The 21380-nt window shown below is 62.9% G+C and carries 4 protein-coding genes; 3 read left to right on the forward strand and 1 reads right to left on the reverse strand.

The annotated features are described in order from the left end of the window. Positions 1 to 31: 31 nt before the first annotated feature. Both JWV26_RS19780 and JWV26_RS19785 read left to right on the forward strand, forming a co-directional pair. Complete coding sequence (locus tag JWV26_RS19780; RefSeq protein ID WP_206417625.1) at positions 32 to 12337, forward strand: peroxidase family protein; 12306 nt, start codon at positions 32 to 34, stop codon at positions 12335 to 12337. A gap of 74 nt (positions 12338 to 12411) precedes the next feature. Further along, positions 12412 to 13080 (forward strand): response regulator, encoded by a 669-nt coding sequence (locus tag JWV26_RS19785; protein WP_206417626.1) that lies wholly within the window; start codon positions 12412 to 12414, stop codon positions 13078 to 13080. An 11-nt stretch (positions 13081 to 13091) separates the two neighbouring features. Here JWV26_RS19785 and JWV26_RS19790 read toward each other — a convergent pair whose 3' ends face one another. After that, the gene (locus tag JWV26_RS19790; RefSeq protein ID WP_206417627.1) at positions 13092 to 14555 is read right to left on the reverse strand and encodes a sensor histidine kinase; all 1464 of its coding nucleotides are present in this window, start codon (positions 14553 to 14555) and stop codon (positions 13092 to 13094) included. A 563-nt stretch (positions 14556 to 15118) separates the two neighbouring features. On the opposite strand from JWV26_RS19790, the gene JWV26_RS19795 reads away from it, so the two are divergent. Next, the gene (locus JWV26_RS19795) at positions 15119 to 21298 is read left to right on the forward strand and encodes a peroxidase family protein (protein WP_206417628.1); all 6180 of its coding nucleotides are present in this window, start codon (positions 15119 to 15121) and stop codon (positions 21296 to 21298) included. Positions 21299 to 21380: the final 82 nt, after the last annotated feature.

A 21380-nucleotide genomic window follows, 5' to 3' on the forward strand; every position in this document is an offset into this window, starting at 1 on the left:
TTCAGCTGCTGGGCATCAGAGGTGGAAGGAAATGGCCAATTTCATCAAATCCGATCTCGAGTTCATCCTGCAGCAGATTTTCATTGCTGAGGCGCATGCCGCCGGACAGAGCCTGAGCGAGTTGCTGCCCAACTCCCAGGTGCCCTGGGGGCTGCGTACAGTGGATGGCAGCTACAACAATCTGGTGGAGGGCCGTACCTTCTGGGGCGCCGCCGACCAGGAGTTCCTCCTGTTACTGGACCAACAGTTCCGCAACGACCAGGACGGCGACACCTTCGATATGAACGGTCCGGCGCCGGGTGGGCTGGTGACCAACACCGACTACGGCGCCGCTGGTAACGTGGCCGATGCCGACCCACGGATTATCTCCAACCTGATCGTCGACCAGACCATCAGCAACCCGGCGGCGGTACAGGTTTTCATTGATGCCGGGATGGGCCTGCTTGCCGACGGTAGCCAGCTGGACCCGGATGGCAATCCCTATCCCGTTGGCACCGTGCTGGACCTCGACGGGGTGGCGATTCCTGCCGGCCAGTCGTTATTTATCCCCAATACTGCGCCGGACGAAGGGCTTTCGGCCGGCTTCAACACCTGGTTCACCTTCTTCGGCCAGTTCTTCGACCATGGTCTGGACCTGGTCAACAAGGGCGGCAACGGCTTTGTCTTCATTGCGTTGCTGCCGGACGACCCGCTGTACAACCCGGCCACGCCACAGACCAACTTCATGGTCATCACCCGCGCCAGCGTCGAGGTGGACGCGGACGGCAACCGCGTGCACGTCAACCAGACCACGCCGTTCGTCGATCAGAATCAGACCTATAGCTCGCACGCTTCGCATCAGGTGTTCCTGCGCGCCTATGTGCTGGTGGACGGCCAACCCATGGCCACCGGCAAGCTGCTGACCAACCGCGACCTGGGGGCAGACGGCATCTTCGGCACCGAGGACGACGTGGAACTGGGCGGCATGGCCACCTGGGGCGTGCTCAAGGCCCAGGCTCGCGACGTGCTGGGCATCGTGCTGGACGATCAAGACGTCGGCCGGGTGCCGTTGCTGGCCACCGACCAGTACGGCAACTTCATCCCGGGCGCCAATGGCCTGCCGCAACTGGTTACCGCCGGCGGCCTGGTCGAGGCCAGCCTGGATGCACCAGTGGACGCCTCCCTGGCGCTGACCACCGGTCATGGCTTCCTAGATGACATCGCTCATTCGGCCAACCCGTTCAACAGCCAGACCGGCGCGCCGCTGGTAGCCGATGCCGATGCTGTGGCCGGGGTCAATGACGGCCTGGCGGGCACCTACGATGATGAACTGCTCGACGCCCACTTCATGGCCGGCGATGGCCGGGTCAACGAGAACATCGGCCTGACCGCCGTGCACCATGTGTTCCACGCCGAGCACAACCGCCTGGTCGAGCACACCAAGGACGTGGCCCTGCAGGCCGCCGCCGACGGTGATATCGCCTTCCTCAATCAGTGGCTGCTGCAGCCGGTCGGCTCGATTCCGGCCGATCTGTCGACCCTGGTATGGAACGGCGAACGCCTGTTCCAGGCCGCCAAGTTCGGTACCGAGATGCAGTACCAGCACCTGGTGTTCGAGGAATTCGCGCGCAAGGTGCAGCCGCTGGTGGACGAGTTCCTTATCCCCAATGGTTACGACGCCACGATCAACCCGGCGATCATGGCCGAGTTCGCCCACACCGTGTATCGCTTCGGTCACTCGATGCTGACCGAGACCGTGGATCGCTTCGATCCGAGCTTCCAGAACGACAGCAGCATGGGGCTGATCGAGGCCTTCCTCAACCCGCTGGCGTTCAATGACAACGGCACGCTAACACCCGAAGAAGCTGCCGGCGCCATCGTTCGTGGGCTGACCCGGCAACTGGGTAACGAGATCGACGAGTTCGTCACCGGTGCCCTGCGCAGCAACCTGCTCGGCCTGCCGCTGGACCTGGCGGCGATCAATATCGCCCGCGGTCGCGACACCGGCGTGCCGTCGCTGAACGAGGCACGCGCCGAGTTCTATGCCATGACCGGCGACAGCCAGCTCAAGCCCTACACCAGCTGGCTGGATTTCGCCCTGCACCTGAAACATCCGGAGTCGCTGATCAACTTCATTGCCGCCTACGGTACTCATATCAGCATCACCAGCGCCGTAGGTCTGGCTGCCAAGCGCACCGCAGCCATGGATATCGTGTTCGGCGGCGGGGCGATTTCCGACGACGCGCGCATGGCCTTTCTCAACGGGCCGGCGGCCAGCACCGGGGTCAACGACATCGATTTCTGGATCGGCGGCCTGGCCGAACGGATCATGCCCTTCGGCGGCATGCTCGGTTCCAGCTTCAACTTCGTCTTCGAGACGCAGATGGAGGCGCTGCAGAACGGCGATCGCTTCTACTACCTGGCGCGCCTGGATGGCCTCAACTTCCTCACCGAGATGGAGGACAATTCCTTCGCCAAGCTGGTGATGCGCCATACCGATGCGGTGCACCTGCCAGCGGACATCTTCTCCAGACCGGGGCTGATCCTCGAGGTGAATCAGTCGGCGCAGTTCAACGACGGACTCGGTAGCGCCGATCCGGTTGGCGACAATCCGCTGATCCCCCTGGTGATCCGCGACAACCTGGAGACGCCGGCGGTCGAAACCAACTACCTGCGTTATACCGGCGACGAGCACGTTGTGCTTGGCGGCACCGCAGGCGACGACGTGATGATCGGCAGCATCGGTGACGACACCCTGTGGGGCGACGGCGGCAACGACCGCCTGGAAGGCGGCGACGGCAACGACGTGATCGAAGGCGGGGCCGGCGACGATATCATCACCGACAAGGGTGGCGACGATGTGCTCAAGGGTGGCGACGGCAACGACGTCATCCACGGCGGCAACGGCTTCAACCTGATCCTCGGCGGCCATGGCAACGACTTCATCATCACCGGTGAGGACGTTTCCGAGGTCTTTGCCGGCACCGGTAACGACTTCATTCTGGGCGCCAAGGGCAACCTGCAGACCGCCGGTAACGAGGGCGACGACTGGATCGAGATCGGCACCCAGGACGGTGCCCCCGGCGACAACCTGGAGCCGTTCTCCACCGATACCGTGAATGGCCATGACGTGTTCATCGGCGGCCCCGGCTTCGACGAGGTGATAGGCGAGGGCGGCGACGACATCATGGTCGGCTCCGAAGGCGCCGACCACTTCGACGGTAACTCCGGCTTCGACTGGGCGGTGTACAAGGACGACCCTGTTGGGGTGAAGGTCGACCTGATCGTCGACGACTTCGTCGAGCCGCCGGTGGCGCCATCCAATGCCGGTATCCTCGACCGCTTCGCCGAGGTGGAAGGCCTGTCCGGCTCGGCCCATGGCGACATCCTGCGCGGCGACAACGCCGATGCTGCGTTGATCGCCCAGGCCGGTGCCCAGGGCAGTCTGCTGACTGCCGAGGGCATCGCCCGCATCACCAACCTGCAGCAGATGCTCACCGAGTTCTTCGGGGCGCCGCAGAGCTCCTTCGGTAGCGGCAATATCATCCTCGGCGGTGGCGGCAGCGACGTGCTGGAAGGTCGCGGCGGCGACGACCTGATCGACGGTGATCGCTGGCTCAATGTGCGTATCAGCGTGCGCGAGAACAACGACGGTACGGGCAATGAGATCGCGTCCTTCAACAGCATGAAAGACATGATCACGCTGATGCTCGACGGCGTTTACAACCCTGGGCAACTGGTGATCCAGCGCGAGATCCTCGATAGCGCCGATAGCTTCGACACCGCGCTGTACGGCGGGCCGCGCGAGAACTACACCGTGACCACGCTGGCCGGCATGACCATCGTCACCGACAACGTTGGCGACGAAGGTACCGACCGCCTGCTCAATATCGAGCGCATCCAGTTCGCCGACAGCGCCTTGGTGCTGGTCGGCGGCCAGTTCGTCGAGGAAGTGGCCGGTACCCAGCAGGGCGGCAACTTCTCGCCCACGGGCACGCTGCAGATTCTCGACGTCAATGGCGACCCTGTCGATGCACCGGCCATGGGCCAACTGCTGCGGGTTTCCGCCGCAGGCGTCGGCGACGAGGACAATGCCAACGGTCTGATCAATGGCCGGCCGGTCAGCTATGTCTGGCAGTTCGAGGCGGATCCAGGCTCGGGCATTTTCCAGGATATCGTCGTCGAGGGCGGCGCGCGGCCGTCCACCCAGGATGGCGTGTCCTACCGTGTCACTCCCGATCTGGATGGCCTGGCGATCCGAGTGATCGCCATTTACCAGGACGATAACGGCGTGATGGAGCGGGTGGCCTCGGCTGCCACCGATCCGGTGGCGGGCGGTGAACTGCCGCTGCCACCGGCTCCGCTGCCGACGGAAAGCGATGTGGTCAGCCCCGGTAATGGCCTGCGGATGATCCGCTCCGACCTGCAGTTCATCCTTGACCAGATCATCATTGCCGAGCGCCATGCCGCCGGCGAGGACCTGATGGACATCATCCCCAACTCACGCCTGCCCTGGGGGCTGCGCACGGTGGATGGCTCGTTCAACAACCTGGTGCCGGGGCAGCAGTACTTCGGCGCGGCGGATCAGCCGTTCCCGACCTCGACGACGCAGCACTTCATCAACGATGGCGATGGCGACAGCATCGATCTTAATGGCCCGGCGCCGGGCGGTGTGTTCGTCAATGGCAACTATGCCTACGATCCGGCCGATGTGACCAATCCGAACGATCCCACCGCGCCCTGGAACGTGGTGGATGCCGATCCGCGGACCATCTCCAACCTGATCGTCGACCAGACCATCACCAACCTGGCGGCGGTGCAGGCCTATGTCGATGCCGGCCTGGGTACTCTGGACGAAAACGGCGTGCTGCTGGATCTCAACGGCCAGCCGATCCCGGGTGGGGTGCCGCTGTTCATTCCCAACAGCGCGCCGGACGAGGGGCTGTCGGCGGGCTTCAACTCCTGGTTCACCCTGTTCGGCCAGTTCTTCGATCACGGCCTGGACCTGGTCAACAAGGGCGGCAACGGCACGGTGTTCATCCCGCTGCAGCCTGATGATCCGCTCTATGTCGAGGGTGGCTCGGCCAACTTCATGGTACTGACGCGCGCCACCAACCAGGCGGTGCTGGCCGGTACGGACGGTGTGCTTGGCACCTCCGATGACGTGCATGTGCATGTCAACCAGACCACGCCTTTCGTCGACCAGAACCAGACCTACACCTCGCATGCCTCGCACCAGGTGTTCCTGCGCGAGTACGCCATGACCGACGACGGCCCGGTGGCTACCGGGCGCCTGCTCAATGGCGCCGATGGCGGCCTGCCGACCTGGGCCGAAATCAAGGCCCAGGCGCTCGATATGCTGGGCATCGTGCTGAGCGATGCCGATGTGGTGAACGTGCCGCTGCTGGCCACCGACCAGTACGGCAAGTTCATCCCGGGTGGCAACGGCTATCCGCAGTTCGTCACCGGTGGTGGTCTGGTTTCCGCCGGGCCGGGTGGGGTGGAGGTGCCCAACGATGTGATTCGCACCAATCACGCCTTCCTCGACGATATTGCGCATAACGCCAATCCCTTCAACAGCCAGACTGGCGCGTTGAAGACCGCCGACGGCGACGATGCCGTGGGGCTGACCCTCGGCGGCGGGCAGAGCAGCGGCAATACCTACGACGATGAGCTGCTCGATGCCCACTTCATTACCGGCGACGGCCGCGGCAACGAGAATATCGGCCTGACCGCCATTCACCATGTGTTCCACGCCGAGCACAACCGCGTGGTCGCGCATACCAAGGACGTGGTGCTGGCCTCCAACGATATCGACTTCATCAACCAGTGGTTGCTGGAGCCGGTGAGCAGCCTGCCGGGCAGCCCGGACGGCCTGGTGTGGAACGGCGAGCGGCTGTTTCAGGCCGCGCGTTTCGCCACCGAGATGCAGTATCAGCACCTGGTGTTCGAGGAGTTCGCGCGCAAGGTGCAGCCGCAGGTGGACGTGTTCTTCAACGCCACCCAGGTCTACGACAGCACCCTCAACCCGGCGATCCTCGCCGAGTTCGCCCACGTGGTGTACCGCTTCGGTCACTCGATGCTGACCGAGACAGTGGATCGCTTCGACCCGAACTTCGTCTCCAGCGAGCTGGGACTGATCGAGGCCTTCCTCAATCCACTGATGTTCAACCAGCTGAGAAATCCGGACTTCGATCCGCTCCAGCCAGTGGGACCGGGCAATCCGGAATACATCACCGTCTCGGCGGAAGAAGCCGCTGGCGCCCTGGCACGCGGCATGACCCGGCAGCTCGGCAACGAGATCGACGAGTTCGTCACCGAGGCCCTGCGCAATAACCTGCTTGGCCTGCCGCTGGACCTGGCGGCGATCAACCTGGCCCGTGGTCGCGATACCGGGGTGCCGTCGCTCAACGCGGCGCGTCAGGAGTTCTACAACATGACCGGCGATAGCCAGCTCAAGCCGTACACCAGCTGGGTCGACTTCGCCATGAACCTCAAGCACCAGACCTCGCTGGTCAACTTCATCGCCGCCTATGGTACGCATGAGGCGTTGCTGGCTCTCGACGTCAATACCCTGGCCGAGAAACGGGCGGTGGCCTTCGCCCTGGTATTCGGCGGCACGGCGTTGATCAACGAGGGAACCGCCGAGGAGCGCTTGTTCGATGCCGATGGTGCTGGCGTCAACCGTGCCGCCTTCCTTTACGGTCCGGCGGCCACTACCGGGGTCAACGCCATCGACTTCTGGATCGGCGGCCTGGCCGAGAAGATCATGCCCTTCGGCGGCATGCTCGGCTCCACCTTCAACTTCGTCTTCGAGACGCAGATGGAGGCTTTGCAGGATGCCGACCGCTTCTACTATCTGGAGCGCCTGGCCGGCCTGAACATGCTCACCGAGATGGAGAACAACTTCTTCTCGCGCATCGTCATGGCCAACACCGATGCCACCCACCTGCCGGGGGATATCTTCTCCACCCCGGGCTTTATCCTCGAGGTGGATCAGAGCAAGCAGTACACCGGCCTGGGCGATGATGGCCGCGCCGATCCGGAAGGCGACAACCCGTTGCTGCCAGAGGTGATGCGCGGGCCGAACTTCCTGCAGTACAACGGCGGCGAGCACGTGGTGCTCGGCGGCACGGACGGCAATGACACCTTGGTGGGCGGCATCGGCGACGACACCCTGTGGGGCGACGCTGGCAACGACCGCCTGGAGGGCGGCTTCGGCAACGACTTCATCATGGGCGGGGCCGGCGACGACATCATCACCGACATGGGCGGCGACGATGTGATCCGCGCGGGTGAAGGCAACGACGTGATCCATACGGGCAACGGCTTCGACCTGGTGATGGCCGGCCATGGCAAGGACTTCGTCATATCAGGTGAGGACGGCACGGAGATCTTCGGTGGCCCGGGCGACGACTTCATTCTCGGCACCCGCGGCAACGAGGCGCAGTTCGGTAACGAAGGCAACGACTGGCTGGAACTGGGCGGTCCCGACGGCAACGGCGGCGACAACTTCAATGAGTTCGGCCTGGACGACGTGAGCGGCCATGACGTGTTCATCGGCGAGTTCGGCATCATCGACCGCATGGACGGCGAGGGCGGTGACGACATCATGTTCGGCAACGGCGGCGAGGGTGATCGCTACGTCGGTGGCTCCGGCTTCGACTGGGCGGGCTTCCGCGACGATCCGTTCGGGGTCAACGTCGACTTCCGCCTGCGCGCCTTCGACGAAACACCGGTGGCGCCGTCCGATGTGTCGGTGCTGGCGCGCTTCGAGTTCATGGAAGGGCTGTCCGGCTCGCACCATGCCGATATCCTCAACGGCGACGACCGCGACGCCACGGCCATTGCCATGTCCGGTGCCTACGGCAGCGTGCTGAGCGACGACTATATGGACATGGTCGACGGCTTGCGGGCGTTCATCAATCAACTGGCCGATCCACTGACCACCTCCGGCGAGGTCACCTCCTTTGGCGCGGGCAATATCATCCTCGGCGGCAATGGCAGCGATTTGATCGCCGGTAACGGCGGCGACGACCTGATCGACGGCGACATGTGGCTCAACGTGCGCATCAGCGTGCGGCAGAACCTCGACGGCACGGGCCCGGAAATCGCCACCTTCAACAGCATGGTGCCGATGATCCCGCTGATGCTCAACGGCACCTACAACCCGGGGCAACTGGTCATCGTCCGCGAGCTGATGTCCGGCATGGTCGACTCGAACAACCTTGGGCACTCCTTCGACACGGCGGTCTACTCGGGGCTGATGTCCGAGTATGAAGTGATCGAGTGGGGCGACGGCCTGTGGGGCGTGCGTCATATCGGCCCGGCGCCCGTGGACAACGATGGCGACGGCCAGTTCGATGCGGTCGGCGCCGATGGCGCGGACATGATCCGCAATATCGAGCGCATCCAGTTCAATGACCAGGCCATGGTGCTGGTCGAAGGACGCAATGCCGAGGTGGAAGGCGTGCTGCGTATCAGCGACGGCTCGCCCAGTGTCGGCCAGGTGCTCAGCGTCTCGGCAGCCTGGGTAACTGATGGCGATAACGTCAGCGCCAGTAACCTGGGTGGTTCGCTAACCGGGCCCATCAGCTACTACTGGCAGGTGGATCCTGAGGGCGACGGTACCTTCGAAGATATCGTGACGGAAAACATCGGCGGCGAGGCCGCCCGTGCCACCGGCCCGAACTTCACCGTGACCCCCGAACTCGAGGGCCTGGCCCTGCGCGTCAAGGCGATCTACAAGGACGCTCATGGCGTGCTGGAAACCGTGTTCTCGGCGCCGACCAGTCTGGTCGTGCAAGGTGGCGATCCGAACGATCTGCCGCTGGGAACCGTACTGCTCAGCAATCTGGAGCCTATCACCGGTCAGCAGATTGAAGCGACTCCTGCGTTTACTGATGCGGATGGGCTCGATGGCGTCGAGTTCCACTATCAATGGCAAGCTGGCGATGGTCAGAGCTTCGCCAATATCCCTGGGGCCAACAGTGCGACCTTCCTTCCCGGTCAGGCGCTGGCCGGTCAGATGCTCCGCGTCGTTGTCAGCTACACCGACAACGGCAATACGTTGGAGTTCGTCACCTCGTCCGCAGTCATTCTCGGCCTCGGTGCAGTAGGTACCGAAGGCAACGATGTGATGATCGGTACGCCGGGTGTCGATCTGCTCGAAGGGCTGGGCGGTAATGACAGCATCTTCGGGCTGGCCAGCAACGACATCCTCGATGGTGGCGCTGGCGATGACCTGATCAATGGCGGCGAGGGCGATGACCAGATGATCGGCGGTGCCGGCAACGACACCTTTGTGGTCGATAGCCTGGGCGATCAGGTGATCGAAGAGCTGGGTGGCGGTACGGATACCGTGCTCACTACTCTGAACAGCTACAGCTTGGGTGACAACCTGGAAAATCTGGCGTTCGTTGGAGAAGGGGATTTCAACGGCAGTGGCAACGATCTGGACAACCAGATAGCAGGCGGAGCCGGCAATGACAGCCTGAGTGGCGGTGGCGGAAACGACATGCTCCAGGGTGGTGCCGGGAATGATCTGCTCGATGGGGGCGTGGGTGCAGATAGCATGAGCGGTGGTGGCGGCGACGATACCTATATGGTGGATAATTTCGCCGATCAGGTTATCGAGGCGGCCAATGTAGGCAACGATACCGTGCTCACCACTCTGGCCAGTTACGTGCTGGGCGCCAACGTGGAGAATCTCAGCTACATCGGGGCAGGCGCGTTCGTCGGAACCGGTAACGCCCTGGCCAACGTCATCGTCGGTGGCGGCAGTAACGACACGCTCAACGCCGGGGCGGGTAATGACACCCTGATCGGTGGCGCGGGCGCCGACATCATGATCGGGGGTGCTGGCAACGACACCTATGAGATCGACGAAGTCGGTGATCAGGTCGTGGAAGGTGCGGGCGGTGGTACGGATCTGGTTCGCACCACGCTGGCCAGCTACACCCTGGGCGCCAATGTCGAGCACCTGACCTATCTCGGCACGGATGCCTTCACTGGTACCGGTAACGGATTGGCCAACACCATCATCGGTGGGGTTGGCGATGATGTGCTCAGCGGTGGCGCCGGCAACGATACCTTGCAGGGTGGCGATGGCAGCGACCTGCTCGATGGCGGTATCGGCAACGACACCATGGTCGGTGGCGCCGGAGACGACAGCTATGTGGTCAATGCCGCTGGCGATCAGGTAGTCGAGGAGGTAGATGGTGGGACCGATACGGTCAGCACGACGCTGGCCAGCTACACCCTGGGAGCCAATGTCGAGAACCTGTTCAAGATCAATGGCGGCAACTTCACCGGTACCGGCAACGCTTTGGCCAACCATATCGTCGGCGGCAGCGGTAACGACACGCTCAATGGTTTGGCCGGGGATGACGTGCTGGAGGGCGGTGTCGGTAATGACACCCTCAATGGTGGCGAAGGTGACGACCTGATGATCGGGGGTGCTGGCAACGACACCTACGTGGTCGACAGCCTCGGCGACCAGCTGATCGAGGAGGAGGGAGGCGGCACCGACACTGTGCGCACAACGCTGAACAACTACACCCTGGCTACATTCCTCGAACACCTGACCTTCATCGGTGCAGGCAATTTCGTCGGAACCGGCAATGCGCTGGCCAACACCATCACTGGTGGCGCAGGCAACGATGTGCTCGATGGTGGGGCGGGCGCAGACCGCATGGTCGGTGGCGCCGGTAACGACTTCTACTACGTCGACGATGCCGGCGATGTGGTGGTGGAAGCGGCAGGCGCTGGCGCCGACACGGTGTACTCGACCCTGGCCAATTACACCCTGAGTGCCAATGTCGAGAACCTGATTCATGGCGGGGCTGGCAGCACTGTGGCCAACGGTAATGCGCTGGCCAACGTGATGCAGGGCAATGTGGGCAACGACGTGCTCAATGGCCTGGGAGGCAACGATACCCTGCAGGGCATGGACGGCGACGATACCCTTGATGGTGGCGCCGGCAATGACCTGCTCGAGGGGGGCGATGGCGATGACATCCTTCTCGGCGGGGCCGGCAATGACACCCTGATCGGAGGCAGCGGCAACGACTTCCTCGATGGTGGCGCGGGCAATGACCTCATGCGTGGGGGAAGCGGCAATGACATCTACGTGGTCAATGCAGTTGGCGATCAGGTGATCGAAGAGGCCGATGAGGGCATCGATACGGTACGCACTACCCTGGCCACCTACACCCTGGGGGCCAACGTCGAGAATCTGGTCAAGATCAACGGCGGAGCGTTCACCGGCAACGGCAACGAGCTGGCCAACCAGATCGTCGGCGGAGGCGGTAACGACGTGCTCAACGGCCTGGCCGGTGACGATGTGCTGGAAGGCGGTGCCGGTAACGACACGCTCAACGGCGGCGAGGGCGACGACCTCATGACCGGCGGTGTCGGCAACGACACCTATGTGGTCGACAGTGTGGGCGACCAGGTTGTGGAGGGCATTGGTGCAGGAACCGACACGGTGCGCACCACGCTGTCCAGTTACACCCTGGGCGACAACGTGGAGCATCTCACCTTCATCGGCGTCGGCAACTTCAGCGGTACCGGTAATGCCCTCAATAACACCATCACCGGTGGCGCAGGAAATGACACGTTGGACGGTGGCGTTGGCGTCGATCGCTTGGTAGGTGGCGCGGGTAACGACAGTTATTACGTCGATGTTGCGGGAGATGTAACGGTCGAAGCTGCCAGCGGAGGCATCGATACGGTGTACTCCAGCAGCGCTACCTATACCCTTGGAGCCAATGTGGAAATTCTGGTGCATGTCGGAGCCAACGGTGCCAATGCCAACGGCAATGGCCTGGCCAATATGATGTTCGGTGGTATCGGCAATGACACGCTCAACGGTGCAGGTGGCAACGATGTGCTGTATGGCGGTGAAGGTAACGACACCCTGATAGGGGGCGTCGGTATCGATCAGCTGCACGGCGAGGCCGGCAATGACACCCTGCTGGGTGGTGACGGCAACGACCTGCTGGACGGTGACGATGGCAACGATGTGCTGATCGGTGGCCTGGGCAACGATGTTATGACCGGTGGCGCTGGTGATGACTTCATGGATGCCAGTCAGGGCAACGACATCCTGGTGTTTGGCCCGAACTTTGGCAACGACACCGTCATCGGCTTCGATGCTAATCCGGCAGGTGGTCAGGATCTGCTGAACATCGCGGCCTTCGGCCTGACGCTGGACACCTTCGCCAGTCGGGTCGCCATCGGCGATGCCGGAAATGACACGGTCGTGACCATCAATGGCGTCGATGGCGGCACCATCACCCTGGTTGGAGTCGCCAATCACACCACGGTGACGGTAGCGGACTTCCAGTTGAGTTGAGTCGGGAAGCATGGTGCCGGGCTTTGCCCGGCACCATGGCGACAAGGGTATAAACCTTGAGGGGAGCATATTCGATGAGCGACAAGATCAAAGTGGGCATAGTCGATGACCATCCACTGCTACGGCAGGGGGTCGCCGCAACCCTGGGCCGGGTCAAGGACTTCGAGGTGGTGGAGCAGGGCGGTTGTGCCGACGAAGCGCGGGAAATTTCCGCGCGCTGTCAGCCTGATGTGCTGCTGATGGATGTCAACATGCCGGGCGATACCTTCGCCGCGGTACGTGCCATCAGCAAGGCGCAGCCGAAGGTCAAGGTGTTGATGCTGACGGTATCGGAGTCCGAGGACGACGCCTATTCGGCTCTGGAGGGCGGTGCCCAGGGCTACGTGCTAAAGGGGGTCAGTGGTCCCGAGCTGATTGAGGCGATTCGCACCGTGGCCAAGGGTGAAACCTTTATCACCCCGGCGTTGGCGACGCGCCTGCTGAGCAACTTCCGCAAGCACCAGACCGAGCAGCGTGGGGTAGATCTCACCCACCGCGAAGAACAGATCATTCGCGAGGTCGCCAACGGTCTGACCAATCGCGAGGTGGCGGCCAAGCTGGGCTTGAGCGAGAAGACGGTGAAGTACTACATGACCAACGTGATGCAGAAGCTGCATGCGCGCAATCGTGTCGAGGCGGTGGCGGCAGTGCGCCGCTATTGGGAAAGCCACAAGACCTGGACGGTAGGCATCGGTGCGCCGTGACGGCACAGGTGTTACTGGCAGTTTTCGTCATCGTGTAAATCGAATCTGGCCGTGACCCGGGTGCCTTGCCCGGGGGCCGATTCGAGCTCGAACGTTCCGCCCAGAGACTCCACCCGATAGCGCATGCCCACCAGTCCCAGGCGCGAGCGATTTGACCCTGTCGCGGCCTGAAGACCCTGATCGATGCCGGCGCCGGCGTCCGCCACCTGGACTTCCAGTACGCCCTGCCTGCACTCGGCGCTGACCCGCTGTCCCTGGCCGCCGGCATGGTGGAAGGCGTTGTTCAACGCCTCCTGTACCAGCCGGTAGACGCAGATCTTGTAGGGAAGACTCAGCGCCTCGGGTAACTCGCCGAGATCTAGCTGCACCTTGGTTTCGCTGCGCTGCTCATGGCGTTGCACCACCAGTTTGAGCAGCTCATCCAGATTCAGTTCGTTGATTTCCGGCAGGGCCAGGCCACGGGAAATACCGCGAATCTCGCGCAGGCTTTCCTGCGCGGCGTTGCGGATGGTCTCCAATGGCTCGCTGGTCGTGCTGGTCGACAATGCCGCCAGCTCATCCAGGCGCAGCAGGATCAGGGTCAGGAGCTGCGCCGGACCATCGTGCAGGTCGGCGCCCAGACGTCTGTGGGTGAGTTCATTGATCGTGGCGAACTCCTGGCTGGCGGTGGCAATGCGTCGCTGCAGGGTGGCATTTTGCTCATGCAGCGCCAGTTGTGCATGTATCTGCTGGCGCAGGGCCGTCTGCTGTTTGCCGATGATGCGATCACCGTGGCGGACAATGAGAAACAGCAGCACCAGCATGGCCAGGGTAGCGGCGGCGATGATTGCCCAGACCTGCTGGTGGATGCTGCCGATCTCGTGCTCCATCTCGTAGAACTCGCCGATGGCGATGATCTTCCCGCTACCGAACTCGCGCAGTGGCACGTAGGTTTCGTACAGTGGCCGGTCGAAGCTGCGCTCGTAGGCGTGCTCGTCATGATCCAGCGGGCTCAGGCGGGTGACCACCTTGCCCTGCATGGCCTCGGCGATGGGGCCGGCCGGGTGATAATAGAAGACCGGGCGCTTGCTGGTGCTGTAGACGTTGCTGCCGTCGGGAAGCCAGATCTTCACCGAAAAGATGTGGCTGTTGAGCGAGGTTTGCTGCATCAGTGCATCGATGGCCTGCGTGCTCTCGGGTTTGAGGTTGCGTGCGCTGGCCAGCTCCTGCACGTACTCGTCGAGAAATGCCTCCATGTAGATGGCCGCGCCTTCTCCTGCACTCTGCGCTGCGGCCAGCCTGATTTGCTGGCTGACCAGGCTGCCGACGAAGGTCATGCTTACGCCGAGAATCAGTGCAGCCGCGAGAACGAACTGCACCGAGCGGTTCGCCGGCCCCAGTCGGCGCCAGCCGGATGAAGTGGGTTCGACCAAAGTCCCATCACCATTCTCGACCAAGGTCGTTGAAATGGATTCGACCTTTGCATCTATGGCCATTGCCGTTACTCCCCGATGCTTGAAGCCAAGTGCTGAAAAGACCTTTTGCTGGCTGCAACGTGCCGAGGTCTATCAACAAGCTAGTTCAGGATTGGCCTTGCCGGGTCGCCGAGCGCAGATCACCAACTCCGCAGAGGTTGGCGTGTGCTTCAGGCGACAGGTGAGGTGGTAGTTACAGCTGTAGCTTGATAGGACGCATGGAGTGGGTCTTGAGCATTTTCAAGCGTGGTGTTGGCGATGGCATGTGGTGCAAGAGAGGGCGCCACGGCCGTCGTTCAGGCCACCGGTGATGGAGCGCAATAACATGGACAGCAGTCCACGCCGTCCCGTAGCGGCGAGCTTATGTGGTACCGGTCTGTGGCATGGTCACGGGCCGCCTTAGTCCCATCCCACGGCCCAGTTGCCGCCGGGGCAAATGATCGCCAAGTGCGGTTCGAGCCCTATTCCATCTGCCTAGACACACTTCTGCCTGCGCTGCGCCACGCCGTTGCAATGTTGCCGTATGCATGTGGTTTCACTGACGTCTCCGTCAGTCGCGCTCACATCGAAGGGAGCACAACAAAATGGCTGTCAAGACAACCCAATCCGACCTGGAATTCATTCTTCTGCAAATCAAGATCGCCGAAGCTCATGCGGCCGGCGAGTCGTTGTATGACCTAGTCAGCAACCCTTTGCTGCCCTATGGTCTGCGTACGGTCGACGGTACCTACAACAATCTCGTACCTGGCCAGGAGCAATACGGCTCGGCCGACCAGGTCATGCCGCGGCTGCTGGAACCCGAGTTTCGCGATGCGGAAAATGGTATCGATGGTGCCGGCGCCCCTCCTGGTTTTCCCGGTTCAGGCACTCAGACCAGCTATGAACAAACCAGTGGCTATGTGGTGGATTCTCAGCCGCGGATCATCAGCAACCTGATCGTCGACCAGAGCCTGAACAACCCGGCGGCGGTGATGGCCGCGCTGGAGTACGCCGGTTCCAGCGACGTCTTCGGCGATGCACAGTTGGTGGCAGATGCTCTGGCCGCGTTGAAAGCCGCCGAGGCGGCTGCGCAGGGCAATAGTGCGCTGGTCGAGGCTAGCGCCGCGCTGCTGGCCGCCTCTGCTGCTGCTGCCCAGGCTGCAGCAATAGAGGCGGCGCAGGTGCAGGCGCAGGCCGATGCCGACGCCCTGGCGCACAGCGAGGCGCTGGCGCTGGTAACAGCTGCGCAGGCCGCGGAAGGGGCTGCCTTGGCGGCGTTGATTTTCGCCCTGAACAACGGTGGTGATGTTGTCGGCACTTTAGCCACATACAACGCGGCAGCGGCTGCGACTACCGCAGCTCAGGAGCAAGCTGGCTCGGCTGGCGAAAGTGCTGCCGCATCGGCTGCGCTTGCTATGGAAGCTCAGATCGTTGCTCAGGCAGCGGCCACACAGTTGGCCAGCGATACGGCCGCCCACGAACTGGTGCTGGCCGAGGTTGCCGAAAACAGCGCCGAGGTCGCAGCTGCGCAAACCGCGCTGGATGGATTGTTGGACGATATGGGCATCGTCATGGACAACGGCAGTGTGCTGGTGCCCAACGTGTCGCCGGACGAGGGCTTGAGTGCGCCGTTCAACGCCTGGATGAGTCTGTTCGGCCAGTTCTTCGACCATGGCCTGGACCTAGTCAACAAGGGCGGCAGCGGTACCGTGTATATCCCCCTGCAGCCAGATGACCCATTGTATGTCGAGGGCTCGCACAGCAACTTCATGATCCTCACCCGCGCCACCAACCAGCCCGGGCCGGATGGCATCCTCGGCACGGCCGACGACGTGCGCGAGCATGTCAACCAGACCACCCCCTTCGTCGACCAGAACCAGACCTACACCTCGCATGCATCGCACCAGGTGTTCCTGCGCGAGTACGTGCTGGTCAATGGCAAGCCGGTGGCCACCGGGCATATGCTTGACGGGCCCAACGGCGGCCTGGCTACCTGGGCCGATATCAAGGCGCAGGCGCGCGAGATGCTCGGCATCGACCTCACCGATGCCGATGTCGGCAACGTGCCGCTGCTGGCCACCGACCAATACGGTCAGTTCATCCGTGGCGAGAACGGTTTCGCCATGCTGATCATGCCCGGCAATCCGCCGGTTCAGGTGGAGGGCGATCCGGACAGTCCCATCAGCACCCAGGGGGCCGTACGCACCGGCCATGCCTTCCTCGACGATATCGCTCATAACGCGGTGCCGGTGATAGTCGGCGGGCAGCTGATGGCTGATGGCGACAGCGACGTGGGCAATGCCGTAGCCGTCAACCCCATGACCGGGCGCAACCTCGAGTACGACAACGAACTGCTCGATGCCCACTACATCACCGGCGACGGTCGAGGCAACGAGAATATCGGCCTGACCGCGGTGCACCATGTGTTCCACTCCGAGCACAATCGTCTGGTCGAGGCCAACAAGCAGACGATCCTCGCCAGCGGCGATCTGGCCTTTATCAACGAGTGGCTGTTGGTACCGGTGAATGAGGTGCCGGAGAGTGCCGACGGGCTGATCTGGAACGGTGAGCGCTTGTTCCAGGCCGCGCGCTTCGTCAACGAGATGCAGTACCAGCACCTGGTATTCGAGGAGTTTGTGCGCAAGGTCCAGCCGTTCACCGATATCTTCCTGGTACAGCCGGATATCGAGATCGACGCGGCCATCGTCGCCGAGTTCGCCCATGTGGTGTACCGCTTCGGCCACTCCATGCTCAACGAAACCGTGGACCGGCTGAGCTTCGACATGCAGTCCAGCGATATCGGCCTGATCGAGGCCTTTCTCAATCCGGTCGAGTTCGCCAGCGCCGATGCTGATGTCATGGCTGGCTCGATCATCCGCGGCATGACCCGGCAGACCGGCAACGAGATCGACGAGTTCGTCACCGGCGCCTTGCGCAACAACCTGGTGGGGCTGCCGCTGGATCTGGCGGCGATCAATATCGCCCGCGGCCGCGACACCGGCGTGCCGTCACTCAACAGCGCGCGCGAGCAGTTCTTCGCCGCCACCGGCGACAGCAACCTCAAACCCTACGTCAGCTGGGTCGATTTCGCGCTGAACATCAAGAACCCGGCGTCGATCATCAATTTCATCGCCGCCTACGGTCAGCACGAGAGCATCCTCGCGGCCGATACCGCCGAGGCCAAGCGCGCCGCCGCCACCCTGCTGGTGATGGGCGGTAGCGGCAGCCCCGGCGATCGCACCGACTTCCTCAACAGCAGCGGCACCTGGGCCGAGCGCGAGTCCGGCCTGAATCTGGTGGACTTCTGGATCGGCGGGCTGGCCGAGCGCAAGATGCCTTTCGGCGGCATGCTCGGCTCGACCTTCAACTTCGTCTTCGAAGTGCAGATGGAAAAACTGCAGGACGGCGACCGCTTCTACTACCTGTCGCGCACCCAGGGGCTCGACCTGTTGGGGGCACTGGAGGCCAACTCCTTCGCCTCGCTGGTGATGGCCAATACCGACCTCGGCCAGCCGGGCTCCTCGCACCTGCCGGGCGATCTGTTCGCCTCGGTGGACCATATCCTCGAGCTGAACCAGGCGCTGCAGATCGGCGACGACCCGGTATGGGACAGTCCCATCATGCAGGCGCTTACGCCCATGGTGGAACGTGGCGAGGGCTACCTGCGCTACAACGGTGAAGCCCATGTGGTGCTGGGTGGCACCGAAGGCAACGACACTCTGGTCGGCGGCGTCGGCGACGATACCCTGTGGGGCGATGGCGGCAACGACCGTCTGGAGGGTGGCTACGGCAACGACATCATCCAGGGCGGTGACGGCGACGACATCATCACCGACATCGGCGGCGATGACATCATCAAGGCCGGCGATGGCAACGATGTGATTCACGGCGGCAATGGCCTCGACCTGATCTTCGCTGGCGACGGCCATGACTTCGTTATCGGCGGGACCGACGGCAAGGAGATTCTGGGCGGCACGGGCAACGATTTCATCCACGGCGGTGATGGTATCGATTCCCTGTTCGGTGGTTCCGGCGACGACTGGATTGAAGGCGGTGGTCGCTTCGACTACATCGCTGGCGACAACGGCGACATCTTCTTCGAGAGTCCGATCATTGGCCACGACGTGCTCAACGGTGGTCAGGGCGACACCGACTACGACGCCGACTCCGGTGATGACATCATGTTCGCCGGCGCCGGTATCCAGAAGAACATTGGCATGTGGGGCTTCGACTGGGTGATCCACAAGGACAGCACGGTGTCCGCCTACTCTGATCTCAACCAGTTGGTGTTCGACACCGAGCCGCTGAAGGTACTGCGAGACCGCTTCAGCGATGTCGAGGCGCTGTCGGGCTGGGACCTGGACGACGTGCTGCGCGGCGACGATCGCAGCAACGACCCGGATGCTGGCGAGGAAGATCAGCTGGACATCAACAACGCTCTCAGCCAGGCCGGTGTGGACCGTATCAATGGTCTGCGCGAGATGCTCGACTATCTGGTGGAACTGCCCCCCGAGGAGGGCGACCTCGAGGCCGCGATAGCCTTCAATGCCGGTAATATTCTGCTCGGCGGCGGCGGCAGCGACGTGATCGAGGGCCGCGGTGGTGACGACTACATCGACGGTGCGGCCTGGCTCAACGTTCGCATCAGCATCCGCGACGACGCCGGCAACGAGATTGGCACGGCCGATGGTATGACCAAGGTGATCACCGGCAAGAGTGGGGTGCTGGCCGGCACTGCGGAGAGCCTGACCCTGGATCAGGCGATGTTCAGCCGCCTGCTCAATCCCGGCCAGTTACATATCGTGCGTGAGATTCTCTACAGCAAGGACGAAAACGACATCGACACCGCGGTGTACTTCGGTCTGGCCGATGAGTACGACATCTTCGAGAACTTCGATGGTACCTGGACGGTCAGCCATACCCGCTTCGCCGGTGGCGGCGGCACCGTGACCACCTTCGACCCGCTCGATCCGGACGGCCTCAGCACCACACGCAAGATCGTCTCCGACGGTACCGATACCCTGCGTAATATAGACCGCGTGCAGTTTGCCGACCAGGTGGTCTGGTTGGTGCCCAGGCCGGCCGAGGGTAGCGTAACCATCAGCAACATGGCGCCGGCCGAGGACGAGGTGCTGCTGGCTGCCGCCACCGTCAGCGATCCCAATGGCACCGAATTCGCTGTGCTCAGCTACGCCTGGCAGGCGCTGGTGGCCGGCGAGTGGGTGCAGGTCGGCACCGGGCAGAGCTTCCAGCCCGGCGACGCACAGGTCGGGCTGGCGCTACGCGTAGTGGTCAGCTTCAACGACGACTGGGGCAACCCGGAGAGCCTGGTGTCCGCGGTCACCGCGCCGGTGCTCAACGTCAACGATGCGCCGACCGGCTTGCCGCAACTCAACAATGCTTCGCCCAGTGTCGGTCAGGTGCTGATCGCCTCCACGGCGATGATCGCCGATGCCGACGGTATGGTCGGTGTGACCTTCGCCTACCAGTGGCAGGTCGGCAGTGGCGATAGCTTCAGCAATATCGCCGGTGCTACCGCGCAGTCCTTCACCCTGACGGCGGCTCAGGCCGGCCAACAGGTGCGGGTGCAGGTCAGCTACACCGATAATCGCGGCACCTTCGAGTCGCTGACCTCGGCGGCCACCGCGGTGGTAGCCAGTGCGGTGATCATGGGCACCAACGCGGCCAATACGCTCAACGGCACGGCGCTGGACGACCATATCCTCGGTCTGGGCGGCAACGACGTGCTCAACGGCTTGGCCGGTAACGACATCCTCGACGGCGGCGCGGGCAACGACACCCTGGATGGCGGCCTCGGCGCCGATGTCATGCTCGGTGGTCTGGGTAACGACATCTATATCGTCGATAACGTGGGCGACCAAGTGATAGAGGCGGCAGGTGGCGGCACCGATACCGTGCGCACCACCCTGCAGGAATACGGCCTGGGGGCTAACGTCGAGCACCTGACCTTTATCGGCACGGGCAACTTCACCGGCTATGGTAACGAGCTGGCCAATACCATCACCGGCGGTGCAGGCAACGATGTACTCGATGGTGGGACTGGCGCCGACCGCCTGGTTGGTGGGGGGGGCAACGACAGCTACTACGTCGACAACTCCGGCGATGTGGTGGTCGAGGCTGCTGGCGCAGGGGTCGATACCGTGTATTCCACTGCCTCCAGTTACACCCTGGGTGCCAACGTGGAGATGTTCGTCCAAGTTGGCAGCAACGCCGTGGTCGCCAGTGGTAATGGCCTGGCCAACATGATGGTGGGGGGCGTGGGCAACGATACCCTCAGAGGGTTGGGAGGTAACGATGTGCTCAACGGCATGGAGGGGGATGATCTGTTGTATGGCGGTGCTGGTGCTGACAGCCTGAGTGGGGGAAGCGGGGCCGATACCCTGTTCGGCGAGGGTGGCAACGACATCCTCGACGGTGGCGACGGTGACGACATCCTCGATGGTGGTGCGGGTAACGACATCATGATCGGCGGTGTCGGCAACGACACCCTGTACGCCAATCAGGGTAACGACATCCTCGTATTCGGCCCCAACTTCGGCAACGACACCATCATTGGTTTCGACGCCAACCCGGCTGGAGGGCAGGACCTGCTCAACATTGCGGCGTTCAATCTGACGGCGGCGACTTTCGCCAGTCGGGTGTCAATCGCCGATGCTGGTAGCGATGTATTGGTGACGGTCAACGGTGCAGATGGCGGCAGTATCCGCCTGGTCGGTGTGACCGACCACACCAGCGTGACCATCACCGACTTCCAGTTGGCATGAGGGGGCGTGATTCCTGGCGTTCGGATCACGCACGGTAGCCACGGTCGGCGCCAGGTTGGCTGCGGAGCATCGCCTGCGGGGG

Source organism: Ectopseudomonas toyotomiensis, assembly GCF_017167985.1.
Classification (GTDB): Bacteria; Pseudomonadota; Gammaproteobacteria; order Pseudomonadales; family Pseudomonadaceae; genus Aquipseudomonas; species Aquipseudomonas toyotomiensis.

What these genes read in the sequence shown, in the direction of transcription:
- JWV26_RS19780 (WP_206417625.1), top strand. Translation starts at nt 32, where the DNA reads ATGGCCAATTTCATCAAATCCGATCTCGAGTTCATCCTGCAGCAGATT.
- JWV26_RS19785 (WP_206417626.1), top strand. Translation starts at nt 12,412, where the DNA reads ATGAGCGACAAGATCAAAGTGGGCATAGTCGATGACCATCCACTGCTA.
- JWV26_RS19790 (WP_206417627.1), bottom strand. Translation starts at nt 14,555, where the DNA reads ATGGCCATAGATGCAAAGGTCGAATCCATTTCAACGACCTTGGTCGAG.
- JWV26_RS19795 (WP_206417628.1), top strand. Translation starts at nt 15,119, where the DNA reads ATGGCTGTCAAGACAACCCAATCCGACCTGGAATTCATTCTTCTGCAA.